This is a genomic window from Vibrio sp. ES.051 (assembly GCF_002563795.1).
In the GTDB taxonomy this organism is placed as follows: Bacteria; Pseudomonadota; Gammaproteobacteria; order Enterobacterales; family Vibrionaceae; genus Vibrio.
Genome location: NZ_PDJL01000004.1, coordinates 914,161 through 932,683, shown reverse-complemented (window position 1 = coordinate 932,683; position 18,523 = coordinate 914,161). Strand labels below are relative to the sequence as shown.

14 protein-coding genes are annotated in these 18,523 nt (G+C 46.1%); 7 read left to right on the top strand and 7 right to left on the bottom strand.

The features are described from left to right. Window positions 1-4: 4 nt before the first annotated feature. The 6 genes from cydA to aspS form a co-directional block, all read right to left on the bottom strand. Window positions 5-1,591 (bottom strand): cytochrome ubiquinol oxidase subunit I, encoded by a 1,587-nt coding sequence (cydA, locus tag ATG66_RS10760; protein ID WP_098415291.1) that lies wholly within the window; start codon window positions 1,589-1,591, stop codon window positions 5-7. A 463-nt stretch (window positions 1,592-2,054) separates the two neighbouring features. Further along, window positions 2,055-3,059: a Holliday junction branch migration DNA helicase RuvB gene (gene ruvB / locus ATG66_RS10755; RefSeq protein ID WP_098415290.1), complete on the bottom strand. Its 1,005-nt coding sequence runs from the start codon at window positions 3,057-3,059 to the stop codon at window positions 2,055-2,057. A gap of 21 nt (window positions 3,060-3,080) precedes the next feature. Then, a complete protein-coding gene (ruvA, locus tag ATG66_RS10750; RefSeq protein ID WP_098415289.1) occupies window positions 3,081-3,695 on the bottom strand; it encodes a Holliday junction branch migration protein RuvA in 615 nt (204 codons plus the stop codon). Between the two features lie 67 nt (window positions 3,696-3,762). Beyond that, entirely contained in the window at window positions 3,763-4,284 is a 522-nt protein-coding gene (gene ruvC / locus ATG66_RS10745) for a crossover junction endodeoxyribonuclease RuvC (RefSeq protein WP_098415288.1), read from the bottom strand. Window positions 4,285-4,379: 95 nt separating this feature from the next. Further along, entirely contained in the window at window positions 4,380-5,126 is a 747-nt protein-coding gene (locus tag ATG66_RS10740) for a YebC/PmpR family DNA-binding transcriptional regulator (protein ID WP_098415287.1), read from the bottom strand. 142 nt (window positions 5,127-5,268) lie between these two features. Next, on the bottom strand, window positions 5,269-7,047 hold the full coding sequence (gene aspS / locus ATG66_RS10735) for an aspartate--tRNA ligase (protein WP_098415286.1): 1,779 nt from the start codon (window positions 7,045-7,047) through the stop codon (window positions 5,269-5,271). Between the two features lie 273 nt (window positions 7,048-7,320). Between aspS and ATG66_RS10730 the strand changes: the two genes are divergently transcribed. The 7 genes from ATG66_RS10730 (at window position 7,321) to ATG66_RS20825 (ending at window position 13,913) form a co-directional block, all read left to right on the top strand. Continuing rightward, on the top strand, window positions 7,321-8,187 hold the full coding sequence (locus ATG66_RS10730; RefSeq protein ID WP_098415285.1) for a DUF72 domain-containing protein: 867 nt from the start codon (window positions 7,321-7,323) through the stop codon (window positions 8,185-8,187). A gap of 87 nt (window positions 8,188-8,274) precedes the next feature. After that, window positions 8,275-9,012 (top strand): carboxy-S-adenosyl-L-methionine synthase CmoA, encoded by a 738-nt coding sequence (cmoA, locus tag ATG66_RS10725; protein ID WP_098415284.1) that lies wholly within the window; start codon window positions 8,275-8,277, stop codon window positions 9,010-9,012. A gap of 69 nt (window positions 9,013-9,081) precedes the next feature. Further along, window positions 9,082-10,053, top strand: a complete 972-nt coding sequence (cmoB, locus tag ATG66_RS10720) for a tRNA 5-methoxyuridine(34)/uridine 5-oxyacetic acid(34) synthase CmoB (RefSeq protein ID WP_098415283.1) — start codon at window positions 9,082-9,084, stop codon at window positions 10,051-10,053. Between the two features lie 274 nt (window positions 10,054-10,327). Further along, complete coding sequence (locus ATG66_RS10710) at window positions 10,328-11,074, top strand: ATP-dependent zinc protease family protein (protein ID WP_098415281.1); 747 nt, start codon at window positions 10,328-10,330, stop codon at window positions 11,072-11,074. Between the two features lie 11 nt (window positions 11,075-11,085). After that, window positions 11,086-12,591 (top strand): inactive transglutaminase family protein, encoded by a 1,506-nt coding sequence (locus tag ATG66_RS10705; protein ID WP_098415280.1) that lies wholly within the window; start codon window positions 11,086-11,088, stop codon window positions 12,589-12,591. Between the two features lie 3 nt (window positions 12,592-12,594). Next, complete coding sequence (locus tag ATG66_RS10700) at window positions 12,595-13,563, top strand: alpha-L-glutamate ligase-like protein (RefSeq protein ID WP_098415279.1); 969 nt, start codon at window positions 12,595-12,597, stop codon at window positions 13,561-13,563. Window positions 13,564-13,760: 197 nt separating this feature from the next. Beyond that, window positions 13,761-13,913, top strand: coding sequence for a hypothetical protein (locus ATG66_RS20825; protein ID WP_098415278.1), 153 nt, complete (start codon window positions 13,761-13,763; stop codon window positions 13,911-13,913). A gap of 146 nt (window positions 13,914-14,059) precedes the next feature. On the opposite strand, the gene mukB is transcribed toward ATG66_RS20825, so the two are convergent. Further along, on the bottom strand, window positions 14,060-18,523 hold the full coding sequence (mukB, locus tag ATG66_RS10690) for a chromosome partition protein MukB (protein WP_098415898.1): 4,464 nt from the start codon (window positions 18,521-18,523) through the stop codon (window positions 14,060-14,062).

The following is an 18,523-nucleotide window of genomic DNA, read 5'->3' as shown; positions in this document are numbered from 1 at the left end:
TGCCTTACGCTTCTACTTGGCGACTAACTTTGTCTTCAACAGAGTCAGTGTTTTGCTCAAAGTGGTAGCGACCCGTTTTCAGGCTACTAGGGCCTTTACGAGCGAATTTCAACATTAGGTAAACTTCTGCAATTAGGAATACCGTGTAAAGCGCCAGAATTGCGAATAGTGAAGTCCAGATTTGACCTGCAGTCAGTGCAGATGCAGCTACGTGTACTGGTAAAATCTCACCGACAGCCCATGGCTGACGGCCATATTCAGCAACAAACCAACCTGCTTCAATCGCGATCCACGGTAGTGGAATACTCAATAGCGCCGCTTTAAGAATCCATTGTTTTTGCTCAATTTTCTGACGACAGGTTTGGACAAATGCCGCACCGAAGACGAATAACATGATGAAACCACAAGCAACCATGATACGGAACGACCAGAATAACGGCCATACTGTAGGGATAGAGTCATCCGCAGCGGCTTGGATTTGCTCTTCTGTTGCATCAACTACGTTGTCTGTGTAGCGCTTTAGCAATAGGCCGTAACCTAGGTCGCCTTTCACTTCATCAAATGCCGTCATGTTAGCGTCAGATTTGTCACCCGCTCGTAGCTTTTCAAGTAGCTCGTACGCGAACATACCGTTACGAATACGGTCAACGTGATCATCGCGTAAATCGCGCAGACCAGTAACCTGCTCATCAAAAGAACGTGTGGCAATAATACCCATTACGTAAGGGATCTTAATCGCGTAATCTGTGTGCATGGTTTCTTGGTTAGGTACACCAAATAACGTAAACGCTGCCGGCGCTGGCTCAGTGTGCCACTCTGCTTCGATTGCAGCTAATTTTACTTTTTGAACTTCACCCAGCTCGTATCCAGACTCATCACCCAGAACGATTGTTGATAAAATCGCGGCAATACCGAATGAAGCGGCAATAGCGAATGATCGGCGAGCGAACGCAACATCACGACCTTTTAATAGGTAGTATGAACTGATGCCTAGAATAAACATTGCGCCACAAGTGTAACCAGAAGCCACCGTATGCACGAACTTAACCTGAGCTACTGGGTTTAGGATAACTTCGGAGAAGCTCACCATTTCCATTCGCATGGTTTCGAAGTTGAAGTCCGCGCCTACAGGGTTTTGCATCCAGCCGTTTGCGATAAGGATCCAAAGTGCAGAGAAGTTAGAGCCTAGAGCAACAAGCCAAGTAACCGCTAAGTGCTGGCGTTTAGATAGACGATCCCACCCGAAGAAAAATAGACCAACAAAAGTTGACTCTAGGAAGAATGCGACAAGTGCTTCTATCGCCAGCGGCGCACCGAAGATATCACCAACATAGTGGGAGTAATACGACCAGTTAGTACCAAACTGGAATTCCATGGTAAGGCCTGTTGCCACACCAAGTGCAAAGTTAATACCGAACAACTTACCCCAGAACTTAGTCATGTCCTTATAGATTTGCTTGTTCGTCATTACGTACATTGATTCCATAATGGCCAAAAGGAAGGCCATGCCAAGGGTCAATGGTACGAATAGGAAGTGATACATCGCTGTCAGTGCAAATTGCAACCGCGATAGATCAACTACGTCAATCATGGTAACTCCTATGTGTCGGCTGAATGACACTCTCTACATATTGCAATCTATATTCAGGTGTTATTCACACTTGAAAAGTGTTGAATTATCACCGTCCTTTGTTGCAAAAATGTGCTTCATTGGTTAGTTAATTGTTAAGCATCAGCTAATATAGCTAGGACTAATATTACTTGTAAAAACAGATTGTTTCAAAAGGTTTATAGGCGGGATATGCTTTGATATACATCAATGTTTACGCGCCAGACTTGCACAAAAAACCATCACACTGATCCAGATCAAGCGCAATTAGATACGGATGTAACCAGAGAGTAATCAAGAGAGGAACTAACCCATTGCATGCAAACGTGGCGTTAACAATCAATGCTTTTTTTTTACCTAGTGAGTCTGAGAAGAAATTCAATAAATGAGAGGTCGGTCACGAATGATAAGAGGCTGAGCAAAACAACTACTCAGCTCTAAAATCTTATTTTTCAATTCCGAAATGAAGATAAGCGCGATCTGTGGCGACTCGTCCACGTGGCGTGCGTTGTAAATAGCCTTGCTGAATAAGATAAGGCTCAAGCACATCTTCAATGGTATCTTTCTCTTCGCCTATGGCTGCTGCCATATTATCCAACCCGACTGGGCCACCACCAAATTTTTCCATAATCGCGAGTAGTAGCTTACGGTCCATATAATCGAAACCTTCGGCGTCCACATCAAGCATATTCAGCGCTTTATCTGCTACTTCAAGGCAAATATGACCATTCCCTTTCACTTCTGCATAATCACGAACACGACGCAGTAAACGGTTCGCGATACGTGGCGTGCCACGAGCTCGTCGAGCCACCTCTAATGCTCCCTCAGGCTCCATCGATAAACCTAAACAGTTCGCGCTCCGTTGAACGATATCTTGGAGATCTTTGATCTTATAGAACTCAAGGCGTTGAGTGATACCAAAGCGATCTCGCAATGGTGAAGTTAATGAACCAGCACGAGTCGTCGCACCGATAAGTGTAAATGGAGGCAAGTCGATTTTAATGGAACGTGCTGCCGGGCCTTCACCAATCATGATGTCTAACTGGTAGTCTTCCATCGCGGGATACAGCACCTCTTCGACCATGGGGCTTAAGCGGTGAATCTCATCGATAAAGAGAACATCGTTTTCTTCTAAGTTCGTCAACAGTGCTGCCAAGTCCCCCGCTTTTTCAAGCACAGGTCCGGAAGTTGTACGGATGTTTACTTCCATTTCATTAGCGACAATATTCGCTAACGTCGTTTTACCTAAACCTGGAGGACCAAAGATCAGTAAATGGTCAAGTGCTTCACTTCGTAGTTGAGCCGCTTTAATAAAAATTTCCATCTGATCACGAACATGGTCCTGACCTTGGTAATCCATCAGCTTCTTTGGTCGAATTGCACGATCAATGACATCTTCATCACGGAAGACTGGGTTTTCTGGAGCGATTAAACGATCGGCTTCAATCATATTGTTACCTTGAACTTACCGTTACACCATTGACTTTAGTGCTTCACGGATCAGCTGTTCACTGCTCATATCCGGCTTAGCAATTTGAGACACCACTTTTGATGCTTGAGTTGGCTTGTATCCTAAAGCAAGCAGTGCACTGATGGCTTCTTCTTGAGCGTTATTAGACGCAGACGATTTTGAATCCGCAGGCGCTGAGTCAGAAAACGGCGTAAACAAGTCACCCACTCCCCAGCCTTTCAAACGGTCTTTCATTTCAACCACTAAACGTTCTGCTGTTTTTTTGCCCACACCAGGCAGTTTAACTAATGTCGAGACATCTTCGTGCTCCACACAAGTGACAAATTGGCTGGCAGTCATGCCTGATAAGATACCTAACCCCAGCTTAGGGCCAACACCATTCGCTTTAATGACTTCACGGAATAGCGCACGTTCTTTTACGGTATTAAAGCCGTAGAGCAATTGTGCATCTTCACGTACCACAAAATGAGTATAGATAATGCTTTCTTCACCAACATTTGGCAGTTCATAAAAACAGCTCATCGGCATCTGAACTTCATAAGCAATGCCGTTAACTTCAATTAACACTTCAGGTGGTTGTTTTTCAATCAGTGTGCCACGCAGACGTCCAATCACTATAACTACTCTTTAGGAATGAATTTGCGACAGGATAATAAAGAACTGGATAGACATCCAGTTAATTTTACCGGTAGCGCCCTTTTCTGGCACTGGTGGCTTTGCCTGATAAAGCCACCAAGGTTTTGTTGGTATTGGCATGGCAAATCGCCACGCCTAATGCATCGGCCGCATCTGCTTGCGGTTTCGCTGGCAGTTTTAGCATTTGCTGAACCATATGCTGAACTTGGGCTTTATCGGCCCCACCAGTTCCTACGACGGCTTGCTTAATCAGACGAGCAGCGTATTCATAAACTGGAAGATCTGCATTGACCGCTGCGACAATTGCACTGCCACGTGCTTGCCCAAGCTTGAGCGCCGAATCGGCGTTCTTCGACATAAAAACTTGCTCAATCGCGAAAACGTCCGGCTGAAACTGCGTAATGATCTCGGTGACACCGGCATAAATCTGTTTGAGCCGGCCAGGCAATTCTTTCTCTGATGTTCGAATACAGCCGCTACCCAAGTAATGTAAATGACGCCCATTTTGGCGAATCACACCATAACCAGTAATGCGTGAGCCTGGATCAATGCCCAAAATAATTGACATGAATATTCCTAAAAAATGAGATCGAATTTGATCTCAGCCTCTTATTATTGCTTTTTCTCAATAGGGAGTATCCGTTCACTCCCTATTAAATGCGTTTATCCTAACGTCGCCACGACCTCATCAGAAATATCAGCGTTGTGGTATACCTCTTGAACGTCATCAAGATCTTCTAAGGCATCAATTAAACGTAATAACTTAGGTGCGGTGGCCGCATCTAATTCTGCTTGAGTTGAAGGAATTAATGACACTTCTGCATTTTGCGCTTCAAAGCCCGCGGTATCGAGTGCATCTTTAACGCTGCCGAACTCTGCCGGAACAGTGTAAACATCAATCGAGCCATCTTCTGATGTTTCGATGTCATCAGCGCCGCTTTCTAGCGCCACTTCCATCACCGCCTCTTCATCTAAACCTGGAGCGTATGAGATCACCCCTTTCTTGTCGAAAAGATAGTTTACGCTACCGTCCGTACCCAGATTACCGCCTGACTTCGAGAACGCATGGCGTACGCCAGATACTGTGCGATTTCGGTTATCTGTCATACATTCGACCATGACTGCGGTGCCACCGGGACCATAACCTTCATAGATTACGGTTTCCATGTTGTCATCACCTTCACCACCAGCGCCTCGACTGACAGCGCGGTTGACGGTGTCACGCGTCATGTTGTTGGACAGAGCTTTATCAATTGCAGCTCGCAAGCGTGGGTTATTTTCTGGCTCACCGCCGCCCTCTTTTGCCGCAACAACGATTTCACGGATTAATTTGGTAAAGATTTTGCCGCGCTTCGCATCTTGCGCTGCTTTACGGTGACGAATATTCGCCCATTTACTATGACCTGCCATAATTCACCTTTTAATGTATTTTGACGCTTACTAGCAAACATGAGCTAAAAAGCGTTGCTTGGGAAATTGCTTTGGAAGTTTCTTGGGTTTATTTAAACAAAAACTCCCGCAGGTGCGGGAGTTTTCTTCACATGTTGTGCGCTTATTCTGCGTCTTTTTCTTTCGCGGCTTTCACTGCAATCGCGAGTTCTTCTAGCGCTGCTGGGTTAGCAATGCTTGGGGCGTCTGTTAGTAGACACGCCGCTGCTGTTGTTTTCGGGAATGCGATAACATCACGGATGTTCTCGGTACCACATAGCAGCATCACTAGACGGTCAAGACCGAATGCAAGACCAGCGTGTGGCGGCGTACCGAATTTCAGTGCATCAAGCAGGAAGCCGAACTTAAGCTGTTGCTCTTCAGGTGTGATACCTAGAATATCAAATACGGCTTCTTGCATGTCGGCGTTGTGGATACGGACAGAACCGCCGCCCACTTCGTAGCCATTTAGAACCATATCGTAAGCGTTAGAGTTTGCCGCCGCTGGGTTCGCTTTTAGCTCTTCCGCTGTCAAACCTAGTGGCGATGTGAATGGGTGGTGCATCGCGTGTAGGTTGCCTTCGTCATCTTCTTCGAACATTGGGAAGTCAACCACCCATAGTGGAGCCCATGCAGATTCGTCAGTTAGCTCTAGATCTTTACCTAGCTTCAGACGCAGTGCACCCATAGCTTCTGCAACGATGCCCGCTTTATCAGCGCCAAATAGGATGATGTCACCAGATTCAGCTTGAGTACGATCTAGGATAGCGTTGATCACGTCTTCGTTTAGGAACTTAGCCACTGGAGACTGGATACCTTCCATGCCCGCTGCACGGTCGTTAACCTTCATCCATGCTAGACCTTTCGCACCGTAGATACCAACGAACTCGCCGTAGCCATCAATTTGCTTACGAGTCAAAGATGCACCACCTGGAACGCGAATAACGGCAACGCGGCCTTTCTCATCGTTTGCTGGACCAGAGAATACTTTAAACTCAACGTCTTTCACTAGATCCGCAACGTCAACTAATTCTAGCGGGTTACGTAGGTCTGGCTTGTCAGAGCCGAAACGGCGAATCGCTTCGCTGAATGGCATGACTGGGAACTGACCTAGGTCTACGTTTAGTAGCTCTTGCCACATATCGCGAACCATGTTTTCAGTCACTTCACGTACTTGCTCAGCCGTCATGAATGACGTTTCGATATCGATTTGAGTGAATTCTGGTTGACGGTCAGCGCGTAGGTCTTCATCACGAAAACACTTAACGATTTGGTAGTAACGGTCAAAACCAGACATCATTAGAAGCTGTTTGAATAGCTGTGGAGACTGAGGAAGCGCGTAGAAGCTGCCTTTGTGAACACGGCTAGGTACTAGGTAGTCACGCGCACCTTCTGGTGTCGCTTTGGTTAGTACTGGAGTTTCAATGTCTAAGAAGCCGTTGTCATCTAGGAAACGGCGAACGAAGCTTGATGCTTTCGCACGTAGCTTGATACGGTCGCTCATTTCTGGACGACGTAGATCTAAGTATCGGTACTTCAGACGTTGTTCTTCTGAGTTCTTCTGGTTGAAGTCTAGTGGTGGAACATCACTGCGGTTGATGATCTCTAGGCCTGTCGCCAAGACTTCAACTTCACCCGTTGCCATGTCTTTGTTTGCTTGGCTTTCTGGACGAACGCGCACTTCACCCGTCAGTTTGATACAGAATTCATTACGAAGTGTATTAGCCACTTCATACGCATTCGCCATATCTGGATCAACAACTACCTGAACGATACCTTCGCGATCTCGCATATCAATAAAAATAAGACCGCCTAAATCACGACGACGGTTAACCCAGCCGCAAAGTTCTACAGTTTGTCCTGCAAGGGACTTGTTCAGGTGACCACAGTAATGGGTACGCATAATGAAATTCCCAATCTCTCAAATATTGTTAACTACGCTCTGTCCAGCCTCATTGCTAAGCAGAGCAAAGATTCCGTTATACGCTGAAAGCCTATGAAAATCGACTACTCAACATACAATTAAGTGTGTTTTATCGTTCATTGGTGCTTTTTAACACAACAAATGTTCAAAAGCGCACCAAGGCGAAAAAATTGGTGCTGATTATAGCTTGAAATTACCCATTTCAGCAAAATTCTCGTAAAGTGAACACCTCAACAAATGCAAAGAAGAACAATGGAAACGCTACCGCTTCGATTAGGGTTGACCATGTGGTCGCACAACCAATGGCAGCAAAGCTTTTATGGCAGTGGAACAAAGCCAGCCGAGCGTTTAGAGAAATACGCTCAGGTTTTCCATACTGTCGAAGGCAACACTACCTTTTACGCTACGCCAAGTCTTAATACCGTGCACAACTGGAAGTCAGCAACTCACGATGATTTCAAGTTTACTTTTAAGCTGCCTAAAGCCATCACTCATGAGCAAATGCTAAGAGGATGTGGTGAGCAACTGCGAGACTTCATGAAAGTCATGGAGCCTTTGCATGATCGCGTCGGTCAATGGACGATTCAATTGCCTGCGGCGTTTGGCCCAGAACACATTGATAGATTGAAACAGTTTTGTGCCCATTTCCCTCCTAACTTCCCACTTGGTGTTGAAGTTCGTCATATGGCATTTTTCTCTAAGGGCGAGGAAGAACGCGCACTTAACCAATGGTTAGTGGAAAATAACATTGACCGAATTATTATGGATAGCCGTCCTGTCTTTGCCGCTAAGCCAGATAATGAGACGATCATTGATGCGCAAATGAAAAAGCCAAGAGTGCCTGTCCACGCCATTGCTACCGCTTCACAACCTCTGATTCGTTTTATCGGTCACCCAGAAGAACAGCAAAATTACAAGTTTTTTACGCCATGGCTAAGTAAGTTGCCACAATGGATTGCAGAAGGTAAACAACCGTATGTCATGATCCATACCGCGGATAATATTATTGCGCCAAAGTTGGCAGCAAATCTTTATAAAGATATACAAAAGCGAATCACGCTCCCTGACTTAACTTCTTTCCCCGCTAACGATGGCAACTCGCAGTTGCAAATGTTCTAAATAATGACAGAAGCGCAAATTTCCCATAAAATACGCGCTTTTTTGGTGCCTGACGTTTTCAGGCGGCTTGTATGCAGAGATTTGGTTATGAACCATAAAAACAATCCAGATACTATTTTTTCGGCTCCAATCGATAAAATTGGGGATTTCACGTTCGATGAACGCGTAGCGGAAGTATTTCCTGACATGATTCAACGATCGGTGCCGGGTTATAGCAATATTATTTCTGCTATTGGTATGCTGGCTGAACGTTTTGTTAAACCCCATTCGAACATCTACGACTTAGGTTGTTCTTTAGGTGCTGCAACATTGTCGATGCGCCGCCATATCAAACAAGAAGGTTGCCAAATTATTGCGGTAGACAACTCACCGGCCATGGTCGAGCGTTGTAAATTACACGTTAATGCCTATCGCAGTGACACACCAGTGAACGTAGTTGAAGCCGATATTCGTAATATCGAAATCGAAAATGCTTCAGTGGTTGTGCTGAACTTTACCCTCCAGTTTCTTTCACCCGACAACCGTTATACGTTGTTAGAAAAAATCTATGCTGGCCTTCGTCCTGGTGGGATTTTAATCTTGTCAGAAAAATTTGTGTTTGAGGATGACGTTTCTAACGAACTTTTAATCGACCTTCATCACGACTTTAAACGCGCTAATGGCTACAGCGAGTTAGAGATCAGCCAAAAACGCAGCGCGATAGAAAATGTCATGCGTCCAGACTCAAAAAAAGAACACAAAGAACGCTTCGCAAAGATTGGGTTCTCCAGCTACGACATTTGGTTCCAGTGTTTTAACTTTGGCTCTATGTTTGCGATTAAGTAAATGGCATTCAGTCTATTAAAACCAAACATTATTTACTTTTCACATTATCCACTCAGCGATTAACTAACTATGTTTAACTTTGCAAATTTCTACCAATTGATTGCCCAAGACACACGTCTTCAGCCTTGGCTCAATGTGTTACCACAACAGCTAACAGACTGGAAAAATGCAGAGCACGGTGACTTTGGTCGCTGGTTGAAAGCACTGAACAAGATCCCTGCTGGCCAGCCAGACACTATCGATATTACAGATTCGGTGACGATTTCAAACATTGAACCAATGCCTCATTGGGAGTTGAAGAAATTAGAGAACTTGCTTCGTACTTTTCACCCGTGGCGTAAAGGCCCATACCGCTTACATGGCATTCATATTGATACGGAATGGCGCAGTGACTGGAAGTGGGATCGCGTGCTTCCACATATTTCTCCGTTAAAAAACCGCAGCGTACTGGATGTTGGATGTGGTAACGGTTACCACATGTGGCGAATGCTGGGCGCAGGCGCTCGTCTTTGTGTCGGCATCGACCCTTCGCACTTGTTCCTCATTCAATTTGAAGCCATCCGAAAATTGATGGGGGGTGACCAGCGCGCTCACCTTTTGCCGCTTGGCATTGAACAATTACCTAAGTTGGAAGCATTCGATACTGTGTTCAGCATGGGCGTTCTCTATCACCGTCGCTCTCCTTTAGACCATCTTATCCAACTTAAAGAACAATTGGTTGCAGGCGGTGAGCTTGTACTGGAAACACTGGTTATCGAAGGCGATGAAAATTCGGTATTGGTGCCAACCTCTCGTTACGCTCAAATGCGCAATGTGTACTTCTTCCCTTCAGCCAAGGCACTGAAGGTATGGTTAGAGTTGGTTGGATTCGAAGATGTGCGTATCGTCGATGAAAACGTCACGTCGGTTGATGAGCAAAGAACCACTGACTGGATGACGCATAATTCACTGCCAGACTATTTAGACCCCAACGACCCTTGCAAAACCGTTGAAGGATACCCTGCTCCCCGCCGTGCCGTTCTGGTTGCGCGCAAGCCGTAATTCGCTGAGATTTCTGACATTGTCTTAACTCATTCGCTCAGTTAAGACATTACCCTTTCTTCTTGTAGTGGGACATGGTTATCTTCCGAACTGCTTTTGTGGCGAGATATAAACATGTCCTGACTAAGGATTCGTTTTATGTCCTTGATTTTCGGCTTTTCATCACTATTCCTCCCACAATAAGTCATAGAGAAACATTCTTACTTGTGAGGCTTTAACGATATAAGCTAAACTCCTAAAAAACAAATAACTTAATCCAATTTCAAGGTTTTCAATGTTATTACGATTGACTCCGGTTGTTGCCATCGCCTTACTATCTGGATGCACACTGACCAAAGGTGAACAGTATCACCAAGAAACGTTAGCCGCTATCCAAGCTTCAGATGCGAATATTAATAATCGCATTACTAACTTAGAGTTACAGCTCAGTAACCAATTGGACTATATCGATAGCCTTGAAGACCAAGTCGATGCGTTACAGGTTGATCTTCTTACATTCCGTGACGAAGTAATGGCAGAAGTCAAAAAACCAAAAGATCCAGTGATTGTCCAAGCCCCCGGGCCCGCCGAGCCGACGCCTACTCACGACATTATTCTTGGCTCTATCGAAAAAGTGACCATCGACTCCATCAAGCAGACCTTTGATGCACGGGTTGATACAGGAGCAGCGACTTCGTCTTTAAATGCAGTCAATATTGAAGAGTTCGAAAGAAACGGGAATAACTGGGTTCGATTCCATCTTGAAGATACCAGTAAGTCCGAAGAAGAAAAAAACATTTGGATTGAAGCACCCGTTGTTCGCTATGTGAAAATTCGCCAAGTAACCAGTGAAGAACTAGAACGTCGCGTGGTAGTCGAATTGTGGGTGCGCGTGGGGAAAATTCATGAAAAGGCGCAATTTACGTTGGCAGATCGCTCACACATGAACCATCCTATTTTGCTGGGTAGAGAATTTATGCGTGACATTGCTCTGGTCGATGTGAGCCGTACCTATATCCAAACAAAAGAAGATAAAAAATAATAAGGTAGATTATGACGTCAAAAATACCGTTTTACCTTTCAATCATCTTGTTGGTGATTGCGGGCATTGCTTTGAGTCTTTTCAGACACGAAAACTATGGCGTGCCATGGACTCCAGGCGAAACACGTCAGGTATGGGATGTAGAAGCACGCATTGAGTTCAATGCTAACGGTAATGAAGTCAAAGCCTCCCTTGCTGCGCCTCACACACAAAAAGGTTATACACTTATCGGTGAGTCAGCTTCCTCTTCTGGTTACGGCGTTTCATACATCAACTCAGATTCTGGACGTCGTGCTGAGTGGTCTATCCGTCAAGCCAAAGGCCCCCAAACCATTTATTACAAAGCACAGTTTTTAGTAGACCCTCAAGCCAAGGTAACACCACTACCGCCGACTGACGATATCACACCACCAACCTTATCAGCACCGCAAGCTGCTGCTGCGAATGCATTGATCGAACGTGCGATGAGCCGCTCAGCCGATAATGTGACGTTTACTCGCGAACTTATCAAGGAACTGAACGACCCTGATAGCCAAAACTCTTCATTGCTGCTGAATGATTTTAGCCGCACTGATGCGCTACACAATATCTTATTGACCGCTGGCATACAGAGCAAAACTGTAGGCGTTATTGAACTGGAAGATGGGCGTCGGCGACAAACCATTCAGCCAATGGTTCAAGTGTGGTCTGGCAAGGATTGGATTCTGTTTTCCCCGAATTCAGAACAAAAAGCGGTACAACCGAACCTGTTGATTTGGGACGAATCAAATGTATCCCTACTTGATTTGGTTGGTGGTCAGAATAGCCAAGTTCATTTCTCGATGATTCAGCAAGATATGACCTCTCAACAGGCGACCAACAATAAAATAGAAGCCGATGGATTGCTGAACATTTCCATTCATAGCTTACCTCTTGAAGAGCAAGCGATGTTCAAGACTATCATGCTGATCCCTATCGGTGCTCTGATCGTAGTGTTCTTGCGTGTGATTATCGGCCTGAAAACGTCTGGTACGTTTATGCCCGTCCTGATCGCCGTTGCTTTTGTCCAAACTCAACTGCTCACGGGCATCGTCGGTTTCTTACTTATTGTTGGTACAGGCTTAATTATTCGAAGTTATTTATCAAGGCTGAATTTACTCCTCGTGGCGCGGATATCGGCCGTTATTATTGCCGTTATTATGATCATCTCTGTATTTACGGTTGTCGCATTTAAAATGGGCCTAACCGAAGGACTAACGATCACCTTCTTCCCAATGATCATCCTGTCATGGACCATCGAGCGTATGTCGATTTTATGGGAAGAGGAGGGTGCAAAAGAAGTCGCGCTACAAGGTGGTGGTTCACTGCTGACTGCTGTATTAGTTTATCTAGCAATGACCAACTCATACATCCAACACCTCTCTTTTAATTTTATTGGTCTACAGTTGATTGTTCTGGCTGGCATTCTACTGCTTGGTACTTATACAGGTTACCGACTCACTGAGCTACGTCGCTTCAAACCACTAGCGGAGGACTAAACGATGTTCAAACGTTTTACTTCGCCAGCAAAGCTTCGCCATAAAGGCATTATGGGGATGAACAAACGTAACCACAGCTACATTGGCCGCTACAATGACCGCTCTAAATACCCATTAGTCGATGACAAGCTAAAAACAAAAATCATCGCTCAAGCGGCGGGGGCTACCGTTCCTGCCCTGATCGGTGTTATTCATAACCAAGCAGAAGTGAAGACCATCCATAAGATGGTACAAGACTGGCCTGGTTTCGTCATCAAGCCCGCCCAAGGCAGTGGCGGTAAAGGTATTTTGGTTATTACATCGCACAAAGATGGCGTATATACCAAGCCGTCTGGCTCAACCATTGGCAAAGAAGAAGTCGAGCGCCACATCAGTAACGCACTGGCAGGGCTTTTCTCTCTTGGTGGGAAAAACGATGTCGCGGTCGTAGAAAACTTGATTAAGTTTGACGATTGCTTCGATGGCTTTAGTTACGAAGGTGTACCAGATGTTCGAATCATCGTATTTAAGGGCTACCCAGTCATGGCGATGATGCGTTGCTCAACCGCGGCTTCAGATGGTAAAGCAAACCTTCACCAAGGTGCTGTCGGTGTGGGGATTGATATTGCCACCGGTAAAGCAATCCGTGCCGTGCAATTCGACCAACCCGTTACCCACCACCCAGATACTGGTAAAGACCTTTCAACGTTACAAGTTCCTCATTGGGAGCGCTTGCTAGAACTTGCATCCAGCGCATGGGAAATGACTGGCTTAGGTTATATGGGCACCGATATGGTGATCGATAAAGAAGAGGGTCCAATGGTTTTAGAACTGAATGCTCGCCCCGGCTTGGCAATCCAAATCGCCAATGGGGTTGGCTTGCTTCCTCGTTTAAAACATATTGAAAGCCTCGGTACACCGGCTGAATACCCAAAGCCTCTCGAACGTGTCACTTACGCGGCAGAACAATTCGGAGTAAAACCTCAATTCTAACGCTCTTCTGCTAGCAATCACCTCCGGTTGCTAGCTCTTCCCTTTTCAGCAAGAACCCACCTTTTCCAAACGAATGCCCCCTCATTTATAGAACCAATCAATGATCAGGCTAACAAAATAAACATGGACTGTTTCTTTTTCTCTTAACTTTTTAGGTATGATGAGGGTTCCCCTTACTCAACTTAAGAGGTTGAGAAATGCATAAAAAAGAAACAAATAATGATGAACCAGAGCTTGAAGAGCAAGAGAGTTTAGATCAGCACTTACAACGCTTGTCTGCCCTTTCTGTCCAAGCACTTGAAGAACTTGCTGAAATGATTGATGTTAGAGACGATATTTCAGATAAATAGAACATATCTTCCACTCTAAGTCCTGATAAAAAGCCGAGACTGTCGTCCTACAGACTCGGCTTATTTTATAGGGGAATCGGCCCCCTTTAGTTAGCTCAAGATACAAAAACGCCCGCGATAATGCGGGCGTTTTTAGGCTATTAAACTTAGGACTCAAACTCTTCAACCATCTCTTGAGCTTCGCTTTTGGGCTTCTCGTTTTGGCCGAAGCCACGTAACCCGACTACGTGAACATGTTCGTGGTCTTTAAACACCTTACGCACCAGCTTGTAGGTTGTGCCTTTTTCTGGGCTGATGTTTTCAGGGGCGGCAATCAGAAGCTGCATATCCAGACGATCACATAATTCGAACAGCGTCGAGATAGACTTCGTATCCAAACGCGCGGCTTCATCGAGGAACAGTAAACGACATGGCACGATATCTTTACTACGCAATCGGCGCGACTCTTCCTCCCAGCTTTGCACCACCATCAGGAGAATTGATTGGCCAGTACCGATGGCCTCACCGGTTGATAGCGCACCTGACTCCGCTTGTAACCAGCCGTCAGAGCCACGGTTCACTTCCACACTGAGTTCTAGATAGTTACGGTAGTCGAGTAGTTCTTCGCCGAGAACCTGCGGAGAACGTTGCCCCATGTCAATATGCGGGTTCACACGCTGGAACAGTTTCGCCATTGCTTCTGAGAAAGTGAAGCGTGGAGACTCAAACAGGTCTTTGTGCTGTTCTTGCTGAGCAGAGAGACCATTCAATAACACTTCATGGCTTTCACGGATTTTCACGTTCAGACGAACACCTTTCACCTGACCAAAGGAGATATTAGACAAACCTTGGTTGAGCATACGAATGCGGTTTTGTTCACGCTGAATCGTTTTATTAATGATGCTTGCGACGGACTCAGAGCTGATCGCCAAACGGTTTTCACGTTGCGTGAGTTCCTCGGTCAGACGCGCTAGCTCGACTTCCATTTCTTCAATGGCTTCGACAGGATCATCGGTACGGATGATATCCTGGCGAATTCGCTCGCGAAGATGCTGATAAACCGCAATATAAAACAGAACTTTACGCTCAGGACGCGCATTGTCTTCTGACTGACGCAACGCATCACGCAGATCGTCATTATTAGCCACTGCTAGACGCAACGCACCCAAGGATTTATCCGACATTGAACGCAGCTCATCGGTCGACATGTATGCCAGCTCACGCTTATGTAGACGACGTTCAACATCATTTTCACGGGCAAGACGCAGGACTGAGCACCAACCTGCTTTCGCCGCAACAACAAACTTACGCAGTTCAGCGTATTCCTTCTGCACTTTCTTCAGACGCTTCGCCAAGCCTTTCATCTCGAGTTCGGTCGCGGTGATAGTGCGCTCATATTCACTCTTACGACTGCGTGAAGTATGCAAACGCTCATGAAGTTCATCACGGCGACGCATCGCGCGTTCTTCCGCACCTTCGTCTGCATTTACGCCGTACTCTTGCAGTTCTTGCTTGAACTCTTGCACGGTTTCTTGCTTCGCTTGGTGTGAACTCTTCAACGAGGCCAACACCTGGTTGTATTGGTTCATTTGTGCTTGCGCTTGCTTTAGATCTTCACGAGAGCGAGCACGCGTCTGTTCAGCTTGAACCAATTTCGCTTTTAGCTGTTCACTCAGTTCGCTGCTCTGATTAAGCAGGTCAACAGAGTCTGAGTATGCGAAATAGTGACGACGTTCAACCAGATCTGACAAAGCGAAGATCTGCTTTTTCAGATTTTGCAACTGTTCATCCGCTGTCTGGTATTCAGCTTCTAGCGCGTCGAATTGCTCTGGGTCAACCTCCAGCGCAGACACTATTTTCTCAAGTTGTGCCACCGTTTTCGCATGACTGCTTAGGAAGTTTTTGGCTTCTGCAAGCTGCGCGATTTTTTCTTCTAGCTCATCAAAACGAGCTTGCAATGACTCATCTTCAATTAACACCATGCTTGGTGCCAGCTTATCTAATGATGTTAACGCTTGTTTACTAAGCAGCAGCTGAGAACGTTGTTGTTGCTCTTTGGCATCCAAATCCGCTAATACACGCGACGTTTGGCTGCGCTGGTCACGAATGTTTGCTAACGCTTGTTCAGGATCGGCGTCAAAAGCGATTTGAATATGATTAGAAACAAACTGGTTAAACGCTTGGTATAAACGCTGCATTTTCTGTGAATCGAATGCTGCTTTCGCATGCTTCTCCACCACTTCTTCACGTTCGTTACGCAAGCGTTCTAAACGTTGCTCACGGGCAGCACGGCCAAACAGTGGAATTTCAGGTAATCGTGAGTAACGCATTTGACGCTCGTTCATACGAACGCAAACCGCGCCTTCTAGTTCTTCTGCATCGAATGAGCTGTCATCAAAGGCATCAATGTCGCCTTCGATGATGTACAAATCTTCCGGGCAATCGTCCAGCTCAACCAATTTCTCTTCGATATCTGTGAGATCTGAAACAACAATCGCGTGGCGCGCAGGACCATACATCGCGCTAAAGTATGGTGCATCGTTAATGGTAATGTCATCGTAGATTTCCGACAACAATACCCCCCCTAGCGTGTCCGCAAGACCTTTCAGGCGAGGATCGTTTGAGCCACCTGGAGAGGCTAAACGCTCGATTTCATCTTCAAGCTGAGCGCGACGCTCTGCCAGTTTGTCTTTTGTCAGAGACAGTGCTTTCTCTTGCTCCAGAACCGCTTGCATGTGGTTCATCACCGCATGGCGATCTTCAAGTTCAATACCGCTCTGCTCACACAGTTTCGCTAGTGCATCGTTCGCCGCTATCCAAGTTGGTGCTATCGCTTCAAGCTTGTTGATTTCTGCTATGGCATCTTGCTCAAGACGACGTTGGTCACCACGCTGTTCACGCACCTCTTCTTGGGCAATCTCAAGCGATTCGATTTGCATGGCATGGCGTTCACGCTCTTGCTCTAAGGTGACTTCGTCCACCAGCTCAACATGACATTGCTTTTTATAGTCTGCCACTAGCTCACGAGCTTGATGCTGCTGATTGAGGCTACGCTCTAGATCACGGTGTTGCGCACGCCATTGTTGCTCATTTTGTACCGTTTGCTGCGCTTCGCGCGATTTGGTGATGATCGCTTTAGCATGATCAGAAGCCTCTTTACGCTCCACTTGACCAGCAACACTTTGTACAAGCTTCAGCGCGGTTTCAAACTGCTCTGCCGCAGCCGATGACATGTCAAGCTTGTGCTTAACGGAAAGTAACGTGTTAGTGTTTTCCGCTTCTTTTTGCTTTAGCTCAGAAACCAACGTTTGTGCCGATTCCGCCGTTAGGGTGTCGTCACCCAATAGCTGTTTTGCTTTCTCAAGCGCTTGGACCGCTTGCTGGTATTGAAGAGCTCGCGTTTGCTGAACATCAAGCGCCTGTTGGTAATCGGCAAGCTGAGTCTTAAGGCTATCGACTTCTTCTTCAGAAACCGTCGCTTGCTCTTCCGCCATCATTACGCGTTCTTGCGCTTCTTCTACCACCATCATTTGTTCTTCAAGACGCTCATTGAGCTCTTCAAGATCTTCAAGATAACGTTCGATCTTTTCTTGTTGACGCAATGCATTCTGCACCAACTGCAAATGGTCGGAAGCCGCTTGGTAGTCCTGTTCCAGTGCCGATTCTGATTCAACAAGCTGCTCTAGTTCTTCTTGGACACGATTAAGCAAATTGTTCTGTTCAATTAACGTCTCACGTGAACCAAATAACTCCGTTCGCAACGCCAAGGTTTGATCTAGCTTTTTACGACGGTCGTTCGCGTGGCGCATGTAGTCTGCCGCCACGTAGTTGGTCGACTCTGTAATCAAGTGCTTGAACAGGTCACGATCGGCTTGCGTGGTTTTGATCGCTTCGAGCGTCATGCGGTTTTCACGTAGCGCTGATTCCATATCTTGGAATGCTTTCTTCACGCCGCCGTTTTGTGGCAGAAGGTAGTCACGCAATGAACGTGTAATCGCACTCGAGATACCACCGTAAAGTGATGCTTCAATCAAACGGTAAAATTTAGAACGGTCACTGGAGTTACGCAGTTTCTTCGGTACCACGCCAAATTCAAACATTTGCGTATGGTAATCTACAATTGAAGCGAAAGCTTTGAACTGAACGCCTTCAAACTCAGAAATCGCGTCTTTCACTTCGTTGATTTGACGCACACGAGCCTGTGTCGCCGATACGCTCTCAACTAGAATGTCCGTTGGTTTTACATGGCTCGGAAGGCCTTGAATAACAAACGGTTTGATGTCTACTTTCTTATCACGACCCGCAACTTGCTGCAGTTTTACTGCAAACAGTAAGCGTTGGTTACGTGAGTTCACCACATCTAGCGCCGCATAACACGCGCCCGGCTGTAGTTTACCGTATAAACCTTTATCGCGAGACGATTGGCTGCTGCCCGCTTCGGTTGTGTTACGGAAGTGCAGTAGCGTTTGGTCAGGAATCAATGCGGTGATGAATGCCGCCATTGTGGTGGATTTACCTGCACCGTTACCACCCGAGAGTGTCGTCACCAGATCATCAATATCAAAAGTTCGGGCAAAGAAGCCGTTCCAGTTGACCATGGTCAGCGACTGATATTTACCACGTTCAATCAT

Coding starts and splice junctions, on each gene's coding strand:
- ruvB (WP_098415290.1), bottom strand. CDS start 3,059: ATGATTGAAGCCGATCGTTTAATCGCTCCAGAAAACCCAGTCTTCCGT.
- cmoB (WP_098415283.1), top strand. CDS start 9,082: ATGTTTAACTTTGCAAATTTCTACCAATTGATTGCCCAAGACACACGT.
- cydA (WP_098415291.1), bottom strand. CDS start 1,591: ATGATTGACGTAGTTGATCTATCGCGGTTGCAATTTGCACTGACAGCG.
- ATG66_RS10740 (WP_098415287.1), bottom strand. CDS start 5,126: ATGGCAGGTCATAGTAAATGGGCGAATATTCGTCACCGTAAAGCAGCG.
- ATG66_RS10700 (WP_098415279.1), top strand. CDS start 12,595: ATGTTCAAACGTTTTACTTCGCCAGCAAAGCTTCGCCATAAAGGCATT.
- aspS (WP_098415286.1), bottom strand. CDS start 7,047: ATGCGTACCCATTACTGTGGTCACCTGAACAAGTCCCTTGCAGGACAA.
- ATG66_RS10705 (WP_098415280.1), top strand. CDS start 11,086: ATGACGTCAAAAATACCGTTTTACCTTTCAATCATCTTGTTGGTGATT.
- mukB (WP_098415898.1), bottom strand. CDS start 18,523: ATGATTGAACGTGGTAAATATCAGTCGCTGACCATGGTCAACTGGAAC.
- cmoA (WP_098415284.1), top strand. CDS start 8,275: ATGAACCATAAAAACAATCCAGATACTATTTTTTCGGCTCCAATCGAT.
- ruvC (WP_098415288.1), bottom strand. CDS start 4,284: ATGTCAATTATTTTGGGCATTGATCCAGGCTCACGCATTACTGGTTAT.
- ATG66_RS20825 (WP_098415278.1), top strand. CDS start 13,761: ATGCATAAAAAAGAAACAAATAATGATGAACCAGAGCTTGAAGAGCAA.
- ATG66_RS10710 (WP_098415281.1), top strand. CDS start 10,328: ATGTTATTACGATTGACTCCGGTTGTTGCCATCGCCTTACTATCTGGA.
- ATG66_RS10730 (WP_098415285.1), top strand. CDS start 7,321: ATGGAAACGCTACCGCTTCGATTAGGGTTGACCATGTGGTCGCACAAC.